The following is a 15877-nucleotide window of genomic DNA, read 5'->3' on the forward strand; positions in this document are numbered from 1 at the left end:
TGCGGGCTTGAACGCTCAGCGCGCCTTGCCGCCAAAACCGGTGAGGAAGGCGGTGAGATTGTCGCCGAGTTCGTCGCAGAGATAGCCGCCTTCCTGGACGATGACCGTCGGCAGGTCGAGCCCGGCGATCGCCTCGCCGATGCGCGAGAAGCCTGGCGTCGTCACCGAAAGCCCGCCGAACGGATCGCCCTCGAACGCGTCGAGGCCGAACGCCACGACCAGCGCATCGGGAGAGAAGGCGCGGATGCGCTGGAACGCCACGCCGAGCGCTTCCAGAAATGCCGCATCCGCGGATTTGCGCGGCAGCGGCAGGTTGAAATTGTAGCCGAGGCCGGGACCTTCGCCGCGCTCGTCGGCATGGCCCCAGAAGAACGGGTAGAAGCGCACCGGATCGGCATGCAGGGAGACGGTCAACACGTCGGACCGCGCATAGAAGATGCCTTGCGTGCCGTTGCCGTGATGCAGGTCGACATCGAGGATCGCCACGCGGGCCGCCTGTCTACGCAGCACCTGTGCCGCGACGGCCGAATTGTTGATGAAGCAGAAGCCGCCGGCGACATCGGCAAAAGCGTGATGGCCAGGCGGCCGGCACAGCGCATAGGCGCCGGAAGCGCCTGCCATCACCGTTTCCGCCGCCTCGACGGCGCTCCAGGCGCTCCACAGCGCGCTCTGCCATGTCTCGCCCGAGATCGGGCAGGCCGTGTCTGCCATATGATAACCGGCCTGGCCGACAGCGGAGGCCGGATAGGAGCCGTTGCGGGCGATCGGGTGGATATTGGGGATGACCTCCGCCGACGCTCCGTCGATCCGCTGCCAGCGCTCGAAAATATGTTCGAGGAAGTCGAGATATTCGGGCGTATGCACGGCGGAGACCGGGCCGAGCCCATGATTCCCGGGTCTTTCGATGGTGCAACCCGCAGACCTTGCGCCGGCTAATAATCTTTCGACGCGTTCCGGTTTTTCAGGATTTGGTTGCGCGGCACCGCTGGAAAGGAAAGCCTTGGGGTCGTGCCGCTTCTGCTCCTGCGCGTAGAAGGCTTTCATGGCTGGTCCCCATTTTCCGGCGTGTCGGCGAAGGCGAAAAACGCCTCGCCGATGATTTTCTGCGTCTGCTCGTAGCTCGACCAGGCAATGCCCAGCCTCTCGTAAAAAGCCTTGGCGCCCTCATTGTCGGTGTCGACGGACAGCCTCAGATAAACGCCGCCATCCCTGCGGCATTCCGCCGCCACGCGGCGCAGCAGGCGTTCGCCGATCTTGCGGCCACGGAACCGGTCTTCGACATAGAGGTCCTGCACATAGACGCCAGGCCGCCCCATCCAGGTCGAGAAGATCGGGAAATGCAGGCACAATCCGGCGAACTCGCCATCCACTTCGGCGATCAGCGTCGAGAAAGCGGGCTTTGCGCCGAAGCCCCAGGTTCTGAGATCGTCCGCCGTCGAGATGATTTCCTCGGGCGCGCCGATATGGGTGCCGAGCTTCAGGATCGCCGCGTGGATGGTTTCGACGTCATCGATGGTGCCAGGGCGAAGGAGGACATCATTGGAGGCTGGATTGGTCACGGTCTTGTCTCAAAAAGCCACGCGGTCGCCGCCCTTGAGCGCCAGCATGTCGCGCGCTTCCGCCGGTGTGGCAACCTCCAGCGACAGCCCATCGAGAATGCCACGGATGCGGCGCACCTGGTCGGCGTTGGATTTCGCCAATTGGCGGCCGTCGTAGAGACTGTCCTCCAGCCCGACACGCACATTTCCGCCCATCGCCGCGGCGATCGAGATCAGTGGCATCTGCTGGCGGCCGGCGGCCAGCACCGAGAATTGATAGCTGTCGCCGAACAATTTGTCGGCGATCCGCTTCATATGGATGAGATTGTCCGGGTCGGCGCCGATACCGCCCAGTATGCCAAGCACGAACTGGATGAACAGCGGCCCGGACACCAGCCCCCGGTCGCGGAAATGCGCCAACGAATAGAGGTGGCCGACATCGTAACACTCGAACTCGAAGCGGGTGCCGCAGCCTTTGCCAAGCCGCTCGAGCACGCCTTCCATGTCGGCGAAGGTGTTTTTGAAGATGGTGTCGCGGGTTGCTTCGAGTAGCCTCGGCTCCCATTCGTGCTGCCATTCCCTTGGCTTGTCGAGCATTGGGAACAGCGCGAAATTCATCGAACCCATGTTGAGCGAACACATTTCGGGTTCAGCCCGCAGCGGTGCCGCCAACCGTTGGTCCAATGTCATCAGCGAGGAGCCGCCGGTGGTGATGTTGATCACTGCGTCGGTCGCCTGCCTGATGCGCGGCAGGAACTGCATGAACACCTCGGGGTCGGCGGTCGGGCGGCCATCCCTGGGGTCGCGGGCATGCAGATGGAGGATCGAGGCCCCCGCTTCGGCCGCGGCGATGGCGTCCGCCGCGATCTGGTCCGGCGTCACCGGCAGATGGGGCGACATGGACGGCGTATGCACCGAACCGGTGACGGCGCAGGTGATGATGACTTTTCGCGGCGCCATTTCTTCTACCCTCGGCCTTCGACCGGCAGGTCCAGTTCGCCGGCCAGGATTTCGAGCGAGTCGCCGATGATGGAGATGATCTCGCCGACCTGCTCGCTGGTGACGATCATCGGCGGCGCCACCATGAAATTGTCACCGTCGACGCCGCCCTTGACCCTGCGGCCGTAGATGATCAGTCCGCGCTCATAGGCGAGGTCGAGCAGCCGTTGCGTCGCTTTCTTGGGCTGGTCGATCGGCTTCAGAGTTTCCGGATCGGCGACCATTTCGGCGCCCGTAAGCAGCCCCTTGCCGCGCACATCGGCAATGAATGGAAAGCGTTTCGCAAGTGCCTTCAGGCCGTCCATCAGCACATCGCCCATGGCAGCCGCATTGGCGATCAGGTCGAGCCGGTCCATTTCGCCCAGCACCGCAAGCCCGGCGGCGCAGGCCAGCGGATTGCCGGCATAGGTGTGGCCGTGCTGGAAGCCGCCGGTGGCGAGCAGCGGCTCGACCAGCCGCATCGGCGCCGCCAGCGCGCCGAGCGGCGCGTAGCCCGATCCCAGCCCTTTCGACAGCGCGACGATGTCCGGCTTGCAGTTCCAATGGTCGCCGCCGAGGAATTTGCCGGTGCGGCCCGCACCGCTCATCACTTCGTCGTGGATGAGCAGGATGCCGTAGCGGTCGCAGATTTCGCGGATGCGCGCATAGTAGCTGTCGGGCGCCACCAGCGCGGCGGTCGCCGCGCCGCCGATCGGCTCCATGATGAAGGCGACGACGCTTTCGGGGCCTTCGGCGAGGATCTTTTCCTCCAGCATGTCGGCATAGCGGACGCCGCGCTGCTCCATCGAGAAATTGTCGCGGTCGCGCCAGGCGGTTGGTGCCGGCACGGTCGGCATCACCCGCATCATCGGCGTAAAAGTCTCGGCCAGCGCATCGTCGCCGGTGATCGAAAGCGAACCCAGCGTGCCGCCATGATAGGAAGGAAAGCGGGTGATCACTTTCCAGCGGCCGGCCTGGCCGGTGGCGACGGCCCATTGCCGGGCCAGCTTGATGCAGGATTCCGTCGCCTCCGAGCCGCCGGAGACGAAGAAGATGCGGTCCATGCCTTGCGGAAGCTTGCCGGCAAGTTCTCGCGCCAGTTCTTCCGCTGGCTCGTTTTCGAAATGCAGCCGGTAGGCGAAGGTGGCGCGGTCCATCTGCCGCTTCATGGCATCGAGCACATTGCGGTTGGAATGGCCGATATTGGCGACCATCGGGCCGCTCGATCCGTCGATGAAACGGCGGCCATCCTGCGTCCACATGTAGATGCCTTCGGCGCGATCGATGAGCGGTCGGCGCAGGCTGGACAGATAGAAGAGATGCGATTCTCGCCGAGTTTCGGCGGCATGCTGGACTTTCGACATGTCAGGACTTTCCAAGATAGCGATCGAGGACATTCTGGGTAACCCGTTCGACCATCGGGTCTTGTCTTAGCAGGCCGGCGACCCATTCGCAGCTTCCGGCGTGGAACACCTCGCCCTTGCCGCGTGGAAAATTGACGATCATGCCATTGCTGCGTTTGACCTTTTCGAGATTGGCGTCGCTCCTGTCGCCGAACAGCGTCTCGGCGCTGAAGCGGCCATCCTCGTCGGTGAGGAACTGGTCCTCGACCGGGATGTCGGCGGTTTCCTCGACCTGGCTGGCCATGCCGACGGCCAGCACCTGCAAGCCATCGGGCGCGCCGCTGGTCGCGGTCGGGTAGGGCAGGCCGCCACGGATCTCGAAATCGAGCCCGTCGACCTCATAGCCATAGACATGGCTGTCGGCGCCCAGCAGGTCGCCATAATAGATGCCGGTCCCGGCAAAGGCCCAGTGCTCTGGCCGGTAGACCGGAAACCCGCGCACGCCGCGCGGCGCGCAGCCGCCCCAGCCCGCGTAAAGGCCACGGGTGGCGTTGAGCCCGAAGGTCGCGGCACCCGGCCTGCCGATTTCGGGCGCTTCCCAGGAATTGGTGGCGCGTGTCACGTCGCCGCCGCGATAGGCGGGGTCTTCGGCCCGCGCGCGGTATTTGTAGCAAACCTGCCGGCGGCCTTCATCCTCCAGCCGGGTTTGCCACATGAAATTGCCGGCAAAGCGCGCCGCATGGCCGCCGCGCTCGACATAGAAGTCGACGGCATCGCGCATTTCCCAGGTCCAGTATTCGTCATGGCCGACGAAGACCGCGCAGTCGTAGCCGTCGAGAATCTCGGGCGAGAAATGCAGGTCGTGCTGGCTGGTCAGATCGGCATCATAGCCGGCCCGTTCGGCAAAGCGAAAAAAATGGCTGTCGTAGCTGGCCCAGCCCGACGAGGCGTATTTCTTCGAATGGCCGGTGGCGAGCGCCCATTCCATGTGCGGATAGCGCGGCACCGTCTTCGGCGGCACCGCGACTTCCAGCGGCACGCGCGGCGCGTCCGCAGGCAGCACGGCAAAGCCGCGGCACCAGGGGCGCTGCGTCGACACGATGGGCGAGTACTGGTCGCGGTCGGGCCCGGTAATGCCCTGATAATGGTTGGAACCGCCCCAGGTGTTGTATGCGAGCCAGGTGCCCGTCGCCGCCACCTGCAGCACTCGGCCCGGCTTCTTGCCCGGTTGGGGCGAGACGATAAAGATGTGGTGACTTTGGATCGGCTTGCCGTCGCGCCCGTCGGCGGTCAGAGTCACGCGATAGGCGCCGGACGGCCAGTCGTTTTCCACACGGAATTCAAAGGAGGATTCCCAGCCGCAGCCTTCGGCCGAGCATTGGTCCGGACTGACCTGCCAGCGCGACGCGATGCCGGATGTCTCGAACACTTTCGTCTCGGTGCCGCCGTCACGGGTGATGGTCATGCTGAATGACGGAGCTGTGGAACTGACATGCAGCGTAACCGTCTCGCCGGCGCGATACGAAAACCGGTCGCTGTAGCACCAGATCTCGCCGCGCTCGCCATCCATGCCTGGCCACTCGTAATAGTGGCCGCGAACCGCGTGGCGGCGCTGCTCCGCCGTCAGTCCGAAATCGGGGAATTCCGTGGGATATCTGGTCATCATCATGCTCAGGCGGAAAGATATTTCTTGAGGAAGCCGCGCGTGCGTTCCTTTCGCGGCGCGCGAAAGATCTCGGCTGGCGGGCCTTCCTCGACAACCACGCCGCCATCCATGAACAGCACCCGGTCGGCGACCTCGCCGGCAAAGCGCATCTCATGCGTTACGATGAGCATGGTCATGTGTTCGGCGGCAAGCTGTTTCATCACCGCGTTGACCTCGTCGACCAGTTCCGGGTCGAGCGCCGAAGTGGCTTCATCGAACAGCATCACCTTGGGCTGCATGGCCAGAGCACGGGCAATCGCCACACGCTGCTTCTGGCCGCCCGAAAGCCGTGAGGGGTAGGCGTCGATCTTGTCGGCGAGCCCGACCTTGGAGAGGAGCTCGTGCGCGAGCGCCTTGGCATCGGCTTTCGGCATGCCTTTCAGGATCACCGGCCCCATGGTGATGTTCTCGATCACGGTCAGATGCGGGAACAGGTTGAAGTGCTGGAACACCATGCCCATTTGCTGGCGCACCTTGTTGATGTGCCGCTCGAAGGCCTGGCCATGCAGTGGCTGGTTGACCTGCACGCCGTCCAGCCAGACTTCGCCACCGTTCAATGTCTCGAGATGATTGATCGAGCGCAGCAGCGTGCTCTTCCCGGAGCCGCTCGGCCCGATGATCGCCACGATCTGCCCACGCTCGACCGACAGGTCGATGCCCCTGAGAACCTCGACGGCGCCGAAGGATTTGCGTGCCCCGCGCACCTCCACCATTGGCCTCTGCGTGCTCATCGGGAAACCTCCACATGCCGTTCAAACCGATGCAAGGCCGCCTCGAGCACAAGGTTGAGAATGTAGTAGAGCACGGCAGCCGTAATGTAGAATTCGAACGGGCGGAACGTTTCGCTGATCGCCAGTTGCGCCGAGTGGACCAACTCCGCGATACCGATGACCGAGACGATGGAGGATTCCTTCAGCAGCGCGATCAGGTTGCCGCCGATCGGCGGCGCCGTGTTGCGGATGGCTTGCGGTATGACGACGTAGCGCAGCGCCTGCCATTTGCCGAAGCCGATGCTGCGCGCGCCTTCCGTTTGGCCGACGTCGACCGCCACGATGCCCGCGCGAATGACATCGGCATTGTAGACGGCAAAATGCAGCCCAAGCCCGATGATGCCGGCGGCAAGGGCAGGGATGTCGATGCCGATCTGCACCAGTCCGAAATAGATCAGGAAAAGTTGCAGCAGCAGCGGCGTACCCATGAACACCCACATGAAGGCGCGCACCGGGTAGGCCAGCATCGCCGGTGCGTAGAGGACGATGACGGCGAACAGGATGCCGAAGGCGAAACTGAGGGCTCCAGCCGAGACCGTCAGCACCGATGTCCACCAGGCGCCTGTCAGAAGAAGGTCCCAGTACGGCACGACGACGCTGAAATCGAGACCTTGCATCACACTTCCCCGATCAGATGATGGCAAAGCGCTTGTCGAGCATGTCGACAATGCGGGCAATGGCGTAGACCATGATCATGTAAAGCAGGGCCGCGACGCCGAAAATCTCGAACGGCTTGTAGGTGGAGCCGATGAAACGCTGGGCCGTATAGGTCAACTCCACCACCGAAATGGTGGACACCAGCGCGGACCCCTTCAGCAAGGCGACCGTGTTGACGCCGAGCGGGCGGATCATCAGCCTCGCGGCCTGCGGCAGCACGACTTTGCGCAAGGTCTGCAAACGGCTGAATCCGATTGTGCGGGCAGCCTCCGTCTGGCCGCGGTCGACCGCCATCACCGCGCCCCGGATCGATTCCGCCATATAGGCGCCGATGTTGAGGCCAAGGCCGATCACACCAGCCGTGGACGGCTCCAGATTGATGCCGATCTGCGGCCCGCCGAAATAGAACACGAACAGCTGGATCAGGCAGGGTGTGCCGCGAAACAGGCTGACATAGACAGTGCCGACGGCCCGCAGCATCGCCGATCTCGACATCCGGGCGGCCGCCGCCAGCGCCGCGGCCGCCAGCCCCAGAACCAGGGCCAGCACTGTCAGTTCCAGCGTCACGAGCGCCGCTTCCACGAAAAACGGGAAGACACGGCTCATCAAGGAGAAATCCATGGGGTCTACCCGGCAGGAATGTCGTTTGGTTTTCAGGCGACCTGGCCGCCTGAAAACCGGATGGAATTAGCGGATGTCGGTGCCGACCCACTGCTTGGAGATCTTCTCGTAGGTGCCGTCTGCCATCATCCCGTCCAATGCCTTCTGCATGGCGGCCTTGAGCTCCGGATTGTCCTTGCGGATGGCTATGCCGATGGCGACGCTGCCGCCTTCGATGTCAGGCGTGTTGAGCCTGCGCACCTTCTCGCCGGTTTCCTTGACGGCGACCATGACCGGAATGTTGTCGACGACGATGGCATCGACACGGCCCGCCTTCAATTCCAGCAACAATTCCGGCAAGCCCTTGTAGGTGCGGACATCCCAGCCACCCTGCGCGCGCGCCCATTTCTCGTGCGTCTCGCCCAGCGTCACGCCAAGGGTCTTGCCCTTGAGGTCGTCGAGGCTCTGCACCTTGGAATCCTGGTTCACGAAGACCGCGCGGCCGGCGTGATAGTAGGGGCCGACGAAATCGACGACTTTCTCGCGCTCGGGCGTGATCGTCATCGAGCCGACCACGGTGTCGTATTTGTTTGCGAGCAGGCCGGCGATGATGCCGTCCCAGGCGGTAGTGATGATGGTGCCCTTGACGCCGATGCGTTCGGCGATGGCCTTGCCGATATCGGCGTCGAAGCCGACAACCTCGTTCTGGTCGTTGACGAAGTTGAAGGGCGGATACTGCCCGCTCATCGAAATCTTCAGTTCGCCCGCCGAGTTGATCGTTTCGAGATCGTCGGCGCTGGCCGAAACGGCGGTGAAGGCCGAAGCAAGCAGCAGTGCGGCAACCGCGATGCCGGAAAATACCTTGTTCATCTGAATTTCTGTCCTCTGGATGGAGCGCGAAGGCTTGTTCTTGGGAGGCGTTGGGGCGCTCTCCTGATGTCAATGATTGCCTTTGCTCCAGCATTGCGCAAATAGATAATGGGAATAGGAAGCATAGATACCAAGAATGGCATTGCCTCGCCCCGAACGGCTGGTCTGGGACCTCGACTGGAACCTGCTGCGCACATTCGTCGTCATCGCGGAGGTGAAAAGCATCACCCGGGCAGCCGAGCGCCTGAACCTCAAGCAACCCAGCGTCAGCAACGCGTTGCGGCGCCTGGAGGATCGCGTTGGCCGGCGCCTGGTCGAGCGTGATGCGACACGCTTCGAACTCACCGAGGTCGGGCGCCTGATCTATGAGCAGAGCGTGGAGGTGTTCGGCACCATATCGCAACTGCCGCTGCTGATGCGCGGGATCAGCGACGACGTCACCGGCCACGTCATGATCGCGACCGCCAGCCATGTCGTCTCGCCGCTGTTCGACCGGGCGCTGGCGGAATTCCACCGCAACTACCCGCGCGGCTCCATCACCATCTCGGTCGCGGCAAGCACGGAAGTGGCCAAGCAGGTGCGGGAGCGCCGCGCTTCCTTCGGCATCTGCCTGGTCAGCCAGCGCGATCCGGCACTGGACTACACGATGGTTTATCGCGAGTTCTTCGGCTTCTTCTGTGGCCCGCAGCACAGGCTGTTCGGGAAGACCGGATTGACGCTTGCGGATCTGCGGGGCGAGCCGTCCGTGTCCTTCCAGACCGATCACATTTCGGACGCCTTGCGGCCGGTGGCGTTGCTGCGCAGCGAGGCCAAGCTGAATGCCGATGTCGTCGGCGTGTCGTCCAGCCTGGAGGAGGTGCGGCGCATGATCGTGGCAGGGCTCGGCATCGGCCCGCTGCCGCTGCATGTCGCGCGGCGCGACGTGGCCGATGGTATGCTGTGGCGATTGCCGCCTTACGATGCGCCGCCGGCCATCGACATCTTCCTGCTGACCAATCCCGACAAGGCGATGAATCGGGCCGAGAAGGCGCTTTTGTCCGGAATTCAGGCCCTGATCGCCGAAACGCCCCTGCAGGATCGAATCTACAGCGATTGACGGGTCGACGCGGGTCTATTCGACAAGGAAGGCCGCGGCGCGGTCGCGCATCGGCTCATCCAGCGCCACCGAGGCCCTGGCGGTGAGATCGAAGCGCACGCTGGTCGTCCGGCTCGATGCATGGACGATGCCATCGATCGATCCGGACATCACCTGTTCGAAGGTGATGGAGGTGCGACCGACCTTGACCACATGCGAGCGGATGGTGAGGAGCGAGCCGGCTTTCGTTTCATGCCGGTAGTCGATTTCGGTGCGCACGTCGGCCCATCCGTTCTGGGAGCCCTGGCCGCCCTCCTGTCCGGCGATATGGCCGAGGAGCTGGAAACTGGCATCGTCGAACATCGCGGCGTAATGGCGCACATTCATGTGCCCCATCACGTCGCACATCCAGGGATGGGCGACGCCCACGAAGGTGACGAGGGATTTGCTCATGTGAATTGTTCCGTGGCCTTTGTTTGGATCGCGAGACGCCTTATCGAAACGCGCGGCTGCAGGCAAACCGGCGGATGACTTGGGTGAGGGCTTTCGAGCCGGCGATGGCCTGTAGGTCGACATTCCTTAGCCGGGCCCTTGGCCCTCCCGAGCAAACCGACTATCTCAGAAAGACGGCGGCAGTTCCGCCATGGGGACAGGCATGCTCAGGGTGCAAAAGGTCAAGGTCGACGACATCTACGTGCCCACCGCGCGCAAGAAGACGCTGCATCCCGAGACCGTCCGGCATCTCGCCGAGGATATCCTGGAAAACGGCATGAAGACGCCGATCCAGGTCCGCCACGATGGCAAGCGGCACATACTTGTCGAAGGACTGCATCGTCTGGAAGCAGCCAAGTGGCTCGGCGAGTCAGAGATCGACGCCTATCTGGTGCAAGCCAAGCGCCACTGACGCGCGCCTTCGCCCGAAGCACGCACAGTCTCCAGAATTTTTCACCTGGCATGTCGGGTTGCGTTGCATTGGCTCGTCCTTGGGACGGAAGCCAGATCAAGCCGAATCCCGAGGAGAAAATAGTGGCCACCAAGCTCGACATCGCCCCCGCCAACGACCGCGAACTGGTTCTCGCCCGCATCATCGATGCACCGCGCGAGAACGTCTATCGCTGCTGGACCGACCCGACCCTGATCACGCAATGGTTCGCGCCAAAGCCGTGGACGACGCCGCGTGCCGAGATGGACGTGCGCACGGGTGGCAACAGCCTCGTCGTCATGGCCGGTCCTGACGGCGATGAATTCCCCAATCCCGGGGTTTTCCTGGAAGTCGTTCCCGGCAGGAAGATCATCTTCACCGATGCCTATACCCAGGCGTGGGAGCCGTCGGAAAAACCGTTCATGACCGGCGTGCTGACCTTCGAGGACGAAGGCGAGGGCAAGACCCGCTACATCGCGCGCGTCCGGCACTGGAGCGTCGCCGACCGGCAGCAGCACGAGGCGATGGGTTTTCACGCGGGTTGGGGGCAATGCACCGACCAGCTCGAAGACCTCGCCAGGACGCTTTGACATCGGTCGACCAGGAGGAGACCGATATGTCCAGAACCCTGTTTTTTGCCATTCTTGCTTCGGCCGCGGCGTTTCTCGCTTGTCCGGGCACCATCAATGCAGAGGAGACGAAGCCCGCCATGACCACCGAAACGAAAACGCTGCCGAAGCCGCAAAAATCCGGCCTGCTGCCGATCAACGGCGTGAACTACTATTACGCTATCTATGGCAAGGGTGAGCCGCTGCTTCTGCTGCATGGCGGCCTCGGCTCCATCGACATGTTCGCGCCGATCCTGGCCAAGCTTGCCGAGAACCGTACCGTCATCGGGGTCGACCTGCAGGGGCACGGCCGCACCGCGCTTGGCGACCGGCCATTCACCCTGGAGGCGATCGGCGATGATATGGCTGGTATCGTCAAGACACTCGGCTACGACAAGGTCGACGTCATGGGCTATTCGCTGGGCGGCGGCGTTGCCTTCCGCATGGCGGTCCAGCATCCCGAGGCTGTGCGCCGGCTGGTCCTTGTCTCGACCGGCTACGCCGCCGACGGCTTCTATGACGAGATGCGTCCGCAGCAGGCGCAGGTGAGTGCCGCCGCCGCGGCGTTCATGAAAGAGACACCGATGTACAAATCCTACGTCGCCGTCGCGCCACATCCAGAGGACTTCCCGAAGCTGCTCGACGCGCTCGGCAATTTCATGCGCCAGAACTACGACTTCTCCGCCGACGTTCCCAAGCTGAAGATGCCCGTCATGCTCGCTTACGGCGACAGCGACATGTACAAGCCCGAGCATGAGATCAAGTTCTACCAGATGCTCGGTGGCGGCCTGAAGGATGCCGGCTGGATGCGTGAGAACCTGTCGCAGAACCGTCTCGCCATCCTGCCCAACCGCACCCACTACGACGTCTTCTTCGCTCCGGAACTGACGGCCGCCGCACTGCCTTTCCTCGATGGCCAGACCAAGGTGAAGAGCTGGGACGAGGTGGTCGGCGAAACCGAATGACCCTGCCATCTCTGGCGGCCGTCTCCAGCGAGACGGCCGTCGTGCTGTTTAGGAAGCCCTGGCGCGGCGTGGCTGTCTCAGATGCTTGATGCCGCCCATCTCGACGAAGTTGGTCGCCGATTCCCAGAGATAATCGCCGTAGAGGAAAGGCTCGAAGGGCTCGGCGCCGTCCAATGGCAGAGGCGATATCTCCGCGTCGACGCGCGGCTCGTAGAAGAACGGGATCGAGAACCGCGTCGTTTTGGGTGCAATGACCCGGTGCCGTGTCGCGCGCACGCGGCCACCGGTCCAGCGCTCCAGCAACTGGCCGAAATTAACCGCCAGCGTGCCATTGGCTGGAGGCACGTCGATCCATTCGCCGGCGAGGTTCTTTGCCTGCAAGCCCTCGACGCCGTCCTGCGCCAGCAAGGTGACGAAGCCTGAATCGGCATGTTCGCGGCCGATGATGGTGCGCGTTTCGCCCTTGTGGGTCACCGAAAACTCCGGCCCGCTTGTGTCGACGCCGGCACTGGCGTCGCGCAGGGGATAGCGGATCAGCCGCAGCGTCGAGATGCCACCAGCGAAATAGGCATCGAAGATCGTTTCAGGCAGGCCAAGCCCGCGTGCGATCGACCGCATCAGCATGGTGCCGACCGTCTCCATCGCGCGGTAGTAGTCGGCCGCGGCGGTGCGCCAGCCGGGCAAGGCATTTTCGGCCGGTAGTGGTGTCGGCTCGCACAGGGGATCGTCGGAGGTCGAGACTCGCGCCGCATCGGCAAGGTCCGGCCCCATGTCGATGCCTTCCTTGTAGGAAACGGCTTGCGGCTGCAGCGGAAACCAGCCGCGGTAGAAATTCTTCTTCGTGTGATCGAAATTCCAGCGCAGCAATTCCTGCTTGCCGGCATCGGGAAGCGCAAAGATACGCAGCAATCGCGCGCGCTTTTCCGGCGTCAGCCAGTCATCGCCGGGAAAATCCCGGACCGCCAGGAAACCGATCCCTGCCGCGGCAGCCATGATCCTGGCGTCGGCGCGGTCGCGGGCGGGCGAGGGCGGCCCGAACAGGTCCGCAATGCCGATTGTTTCGATGTCCGGTGTCATGAGGGTCCTGCCGCATCACGATAATCGATGACCTTGTATCAAAGCTTTTCAATTGACCCAATCGGCCTCGCCGCTACCTTGCCGCCTGTTCACTCCACCAATGGATTCAGGCGATGGCAAAATACGAAGGCGGATGCCTGTGCAAAGCGGTGCGCTACCGCACCGACGCCGACCCCATCAACGAGCGCATCTGTCACTGCCGGCTCTGCCAGAAGGCGATCGGCGCGGCCTTCAATGCGCGTGTTCTGTTCCGCATCGACGATGTGACGGTCGAGGGCCCGTTGGCCACGGTCAACACCTCGCCGGACCTCAAGCGCGGGTTTTGCCCGAACTGCGGCACAACGATGTTTTCGCGGCGCGACTCCGCCGGCATCATCGGCGTGACCACCGGTTCCCTGGACGACCCGTCGTTCTTCAGGCCACAGATGCATATGTGGACCGCCTCGAAACAGCCCTGGGTGATGCTTGACGACGGCTTGCCGCAATATGAAGGCGCTCCGCCGGCCTAGCTTCCTCCTTCTCCTCAACAGGACGACGTGCCCCGGGATGACCAAAAATTAATCCAAAGAGACACGCGATAGCCGGCAAAGCGTCATTGGCGGGCCATCTTTGTCACCCTATCTATGCGTCGCGGGCCCGGCATTCGAGGAGACGACGGATGAACGACAGCATCAGCACCCTGGACGAGCTTTTGAGCGATCCGATGGTCCTGCTTGTGATGGAGCGCGACCGTGTGCGCCCGGAACAGGTGCGCATGCTGCTTGAGCGGGCTCGCCGGCCTTCCCTCGATGAACCGGTTGTCCCGCCGGCGCATGTGATCGCCAGGACCTGCCAGAAACTGTGGCTGTGCCCCTGAGTAGCCTTGCGATCTTCCATGAACATCATTGGCCGGCCCGTGGGCCGGTTTGGATGCGGGTGGCGCGGCCCGCAAGCGTATTGCAATGTGTCCGCCGCCACGCGACGCTATGACGCCCGTTCGGGCCGCCAGCTTACAAATCCGTAAATTGATTCTGCGCCGCATAGCGGTATGGCTTGCCCGGCATTGATCGCCGCCGATCGTGCCTTCGCAAGTCCGATCCCTCCCGCATGGAACCGACATGGCTGATATCTGCACGCAAGGCGTCGACACGGGCTTTGTCGGCCTTGGATTTGCCAAGGTCGCTTTCCTCGGCCTTGTGCAAGGCATCACCGAACTGCTGCCGATCTCCTCGACCGCCCATATGCGCATCGTGCCGGCTGTGCTTGGCTGGCAGGACCCGGGCTCGGCTTTCTCCGCCGCCATGCAGCTGGCGGCCCTTGCAGCGGTGGTCAGCTATTTCTGGGGCGACGTGAGGGATCTCCTGTTTGGATCACTCGATGCCCTCACGCGCCGCGATTTTGCCGACCGGCATTTCCGTCTGGCGCTGTGGATCGTGCTGGCGACGATCCCCATCGTCATCGCCGGCGTGGCGCTCTCGGGCGTCCTCAACACCTGCAATTCGCCGTTGCGCAGTCTGAGCGTGATTGGCTGGGCCTGCATCGCCATGGCGGTCCTGCTGGCGCTGGCCGAGATTTTCGCCCGTCACAAGCGCACCGTGGGCGAAGCGTCGCTCGCCGACGCGCTCCTTGTCGGCGTCGCGCAGGTTGGCGCGCTGATCCCGGGCGTCTCTCGCTCTGGCTCGACGCTGACGGCGGCGCTGGGGCTTGGCTTCAAGCGGGCGGAGGCGGCCCGTTTCTCGTTCCTGCTCGGGCTGCCGGCGATCGCGCTCGCCGGCCTCAAGGAATTGTGGGAACTGCACAAGGTGCATCTCGACGCCCATGGATGGTCGGTTCTCGGCGTGGGACTGCTCGTGGCCTCGATATCGGCCTTCTTCGCCATCTGGGGCCTGATGCGCGTGCTCGAACGCTTCTCCGCCTGGCCTTTCGTCATCTATCGCGGCGCGCTCGGGGTCGTCCTGCTGCTCGGCGTGGCTCTGGGATGGCTAGCCTAGGCCGAACCGGCACGCTTGCGGTGTTGCGCTGCTGCAACCGCCTGGAGCGCATCAACCCATGCCCGAAGATGTGATCGGACGCCTTCATTGACTTCGGGCAATGTCCGCCTTTAACGTTCTGTTAACAAAAAACAGATGGCGGAGCCGCATGGCATCCTCGTTGGGTTTGCGCCGCAAGGCGAAGGGGCTGGGGCTTGCGATTGCCCTGATTGCTTTCTGTTCGGCGGCGAATTCCGCCTACGCGGCTCCCGCTTCCATGGTCATCGGCGGCTCGACCTCGCAGCCAATCGGCCACTATGATTTTTGCAAGATCCATGCTGCCGAGTGCTCCATCCGTTCACCCGACAGCGAGCCAGAACAGATGACTGGCAAGCTGTTGCGGGAGATCAGTGCCGTAAACCTTTCGGTCAACACGCGCGTCAAGCCGATGAGCGACATGGACAATTACGGCAAGGAGGAATGGTGGGCCTATCCGGACAATGGCTTCGGCGATTGCGAGGATTACGCGCTGGAAAAGCGGCGTGAGCTCAACAGCCTGGGCATCGCCATAGCCAATCTCCTGATGACGGTGGTTCGCAAGCCGGATGGCGAAGGCCATGCCGTGCTGACGGTACGCACCGACAAGGGCGACTTCATCCTCGACAATCTTGTCGACAAGGTTCGTCTCTGGAACCAGACGCCTTATCGCTATCTGAAAAGACAGGCGAGCGACGACACCGGGCACTGGGTCTCCATTCTCGCCGGCGAAGAGAAGCTGGTCAGCGCCGTCAAATAGCCGTCGCGGGCCGTCACCGGACCG

19 protein-coding genes are annotated in these 15877 nt (G+C 63.2%); 8 read left to right on the plus strand and 11 right to left on the minus strand.

The window, feature by feature from the left end; genetic code table 11:
* Positions 1 to 15: 15 nt before the first annotated feature.
* The 9 genes from EN850_RS03530 to EN850_RS03570 all read right to left on the minus strand — a co-directional run bounded on the left by EN850_RS03530 (position 16) and on the right by EN850_RS03570 (position 8461).
* Positions 16 to 1044: a histone deacetylase family protein gene (locus EN850_RS03530; protein ID WP_135864169.1), complete on the minus strand. Its 1029-nt coding sequence runs from the start codon at positions 1042 to 1044 to the stop codon at positions 16 to 18.
* Positions 1041 to 1559 (minus strand): GNAT family N-acetyltransferase, encoded by a 519-nt coding sequence (locus tag EN850_RS03535; RefSeq protein ID WP_127280114.1) that lies wholly within the window; start codon positions 1557 to 1559, stop codon positions 1041 to 1043. Before EN850_RS03535 ends, EN850_RS03530 begins: the two co-directional genes overlap by 4 nt.
* A 9-nt stretch (positions 1560 to 1568) precedes the next feature.
* Entirely contained in the window at positions 1569 to 2498 is a 930-nt protein-coding gene (locus tag EN850_RS03540) for a 3-keto-5-aminohexanoate cleavage protein (RefSeq protein WP_136090647.1), read from the minus strand.
* A 5-nt stretch (positions 2499 to 2503) separates the two neighbouring features.
* A complete protein-coding gene (locus EN850_RS03545) occupies positions 2504 to 3880 on the minus strand; it encodes an aspartate aminotransferase family protein (protein ID WP_127869536.1) in 1377 nt (458 codons plus the stop codon).
* A gap of 1 nt (position 3881) precedes the next feature.
* Complete coding sequence (locus EN850_RS03550; RefSeq protein WP_136090648.1) at positions 3882 to 5522, minus strand: N,N-dimethylformamidase beta subunit family domain-containing protein; 1641 nt, start codon at positions 5520 to 5522, stop codon at positions 3882 to 3884.
* Positions 5523 to 5530: 8 nt separating this feature from the next.
* Complete coding sequence (locus tag EN850_RS03555; protein WP_127869534.1) at positions 5531 to 6295, minus strand: amino acid ABC transporter ATP-binding protein; 765 nt, start codon at positions 6293 to 6295, stop codon at positions 5531 to 5533.
* Positions 6292 to 6951, minus strand: a complete 660-nt coding sequence (locus EN850_RS03560; RefSeq protein ID WP_127869533.1) for an amino acid ABC transporter permease — start codon at positions 6949 to 6951, stop codon at positions 6292 to 6294. The genes EN850_RS03555 and EN850_RS03560 overlap by 4 nt, the downstream gene beginning before the upstream one ends.
* A 13-nt stretch (positions 6952 to 6964) precedes the next feature.
* The gene (locus EN850_RS03565) at positions 6965 to 7612 is read right to left on the minus strand and encodes an amino acid ABC transporter permease (RefSeq protein WP_136090649.1); all 648 of its coding nucleotides are present in this window, start codon (positions 7610 to 7612) and stop codon (positions 6965 to 6967) included.
* Positions 7613 to 7678: 66 nt separating this feature from the next.
* Positions 7679 to 8461 (minus strand): ABC transporter substrate-binding protein, encoded by a 783-nt coding sequence (locus EN850_RS03570; RefSeq protein ID WP_136090650.1) that lies wholly within the window; start codon positions 8459 to 8461, stop codon positions 7679 to 7681.
* Between the two features lie 136 nt (positions 8462 to 8597).
* On the opposite strand from EN850_RS03570, the gene EN850_RS03575 reads away from it, so the two are divergent.
* Complete coding sequence (locus EN850_RS03575) at positions 8598 to 9557, plus strand: LysR family transcriptional regulator (protein WP_127869530.1); 960 nt, start codon at positions 8598 to 8600, stop codon at positions 9555 to 9557.
* A 15-nt stretch (positions 9558 to 9572) separates the two neighbouring features.
* On the opposite strand, the gene EN850_RS03580 is transcribed toward EN850_RS03575, so the two are convergent.
* Entirely contained in the window at positions 9573 to 9989 is a 417-nt protein-coding gene (locus tag EN850_RS03580; protein ID WP_127869529.1) for an acyl-CoA thioesterase, read from the minus strand.
* A 202-nt stretch (positions 9990 to 10191) separates the two neighbouring features.
* Here EN850_RS03580 and EN850_RS03585 point away from each other — a divergent pair, with 202 nt between their 5' ends.
* From EN850_RS03585 to EN850_RS03595, 3 genes are all read left to right on the plus strand, one after another.
* Complete coding sequence (locus tag EN850_RS03585; protein WP_127276129.1) at positions 10192 to 10440, plus strand: ParB N-terminal domain-containing protein; 249 nt, start codon at positions 10192 to 10194, stop codon at positions 10438 to 10440.
* A gap of 122 nt (positions 10441 to 10562) precedes the next feature.
* The gene (locus EN850_RS03590; RefSeq protein ID WP_127869528.1) at positions 10563 to 11048 is read left to right on the plus strand and encodes an SRPBCC family protein; all 486 of its coding nucleotides are present in this window, start codon (positions 10563 to 10565) and stop codon (positions 11046 to 11048) included.
* 26 nt (positions 11049 to 11074) lie between these two features.
* Entirely contained in the window at positions 11075 to 12031 is a 957-nt protein-coding gene (locus EN850_RS03595) for an alpha/beta hydrolase (protein ID WP_136090651.1), read from the plus strand.
* Between the two features lie 48 nt (positions 12032 to 12079).
* Here the strand turns inward: EN850_RS03595 and EN850_RS03600 are convergent, their stop codons facing one another.
* Positions 12080 to 13108: a 2OG-Fe(II) oxygenase family protein gene (locus EN850_RS03600; RefSeq protein ID WP_135864177.1), complete on the minus strand. Its 1029-nt coding sequence runs from the start codon at positions 13106 to 13108 to the stop codon at positions 12080 to 12082.
* 113 nt (positions 13109 to 13221) lie between these two features.
* On the opposite strand from EN850_RS03600, the gene EN850_RS03605 reads away from it, so the two are divergent.
* The 4 genes from EN850_RS03605 (at position 13222) to EN850_RS03620 (ending at position 15853) form a co-directional block, all read left to right on the plus strand.
* Positions 13222 to 13617: a GFA family protein gene (locus EN850_RS03605; RefSeq protein WP_135880221.1), complete on the plus strand. Its 396-nt coding sequence runs from the start codon at positions 13222 to 13224 to the stop codon at positions 13615 to 13617.
* A 149-nt stretch (positions 13618 to 13766) separates the two neighbouring features.
* Positions 13767 to 13964 (plus strand): hypothetical protein, encoded by a 198-nt coding sequence (locus EN850_RS03610; RefSeq protein ID WP_127276118.1) that lies wholly within the window; start codon positions 13767 to 13769, stop codon positions 13962 to 13964.
* Between the two features lie 241 nt (positions 13965 to 14205).
* Positions 14206 to 15078 (plus strand): undecaprenyl-diphosphate phosphatase, encoded by an 873-nt coding sequence (locus EN850_RS03615; RefSeq protein ID WP_135915510.1) that lies wholly within the window; start codon positions 14206 to 14208, stop codon positions 15076 to 15078.
* 148 nt (positions 15079 to 15226) lie between these two features.
* Positions 15227 to 15853, plus strand: a complete 627-nt coding sequence (locus EN850_RS03620) for a transglutaminase-like cysteine peptidase (protein WP_135915511.1) — start codon at positions 15227 to 15229, stop codon at positions 15851 to 15853.
* The last annotated feature ends 24 nt before the right edge of the window (positions 15854 to 15877 follow it).

Source organism: Mesorhizobium sp. M8A.F.Ca.ET.207.01.1.1 (genome assembly GCF_004794715.1).
Classification (GTDB): domain Bacteria; phylum Pseudomonadota; class Alphaproteobacteria; order Rhizobiales; family Rhizobiaceae; genus Mesorhizobium.